Annotated in this window: 1 protein-coding gene; it reads right to left on the reverse strand. The window is 57.2% G+C overall.

Annotation, left to right across the window (positions count from 1 at the left end):
• Positions 1-428, reverse strand: a 428-nt coding sequence (locus LOK78_RS16905) for an FIDD domain-containing protein (protein WP_370465584.1), incomplete at both ends; no start/stop codon positions are given.

The raw sequence follows: 428 nt of genomic DNA on the forward strand, positions 1-428 counted from the left end.
AAGCATCAAGTCCCGTGTCCATCAGTGGAGAGCCCACGACCTCCGTCCCGTTGGTGTCCGTACACAGTACGTACACATCCTCCAGAACAAAGGAAGGAATAGGCGCCACCTGAAGTTCCAGGGTGGTGATGTCGTAGCAGATGCTATCCGGTGTTGTATCGTTGTCAACACGCACCCATACGGTCTGCGGGTTGCTCAGGTTCATATAGGAGGTCGGGTTGGCGATGGCGTTGTCCATGGCCAGGGCGTCCGCCTCGGTCTCATAGTAACTTACCGTGAAGTTCGCCGGGTCCTGGCCGTTAAGTACCGTGGCGTTCTGCGTGCTCAGGTCAAAGGCCACCGAGTCGTCCGTTGGGTCACCGTCAAACTCCATGTTGTCATCGCACAGTACAAAAGGCTCCGGCGTGTTGGCCTCGGCAGCTTCCTGT

It is taken from the genome of Mangrovimonas futianensis, assembly GCF_021245805.1.
Classification (GTDB): Bacteria; Bacteroidota; Bacteroidia; order Flavobacteriales; family Flavobacteriaceae; genus Mangrovimonas; species Mangrovimonas futianensis.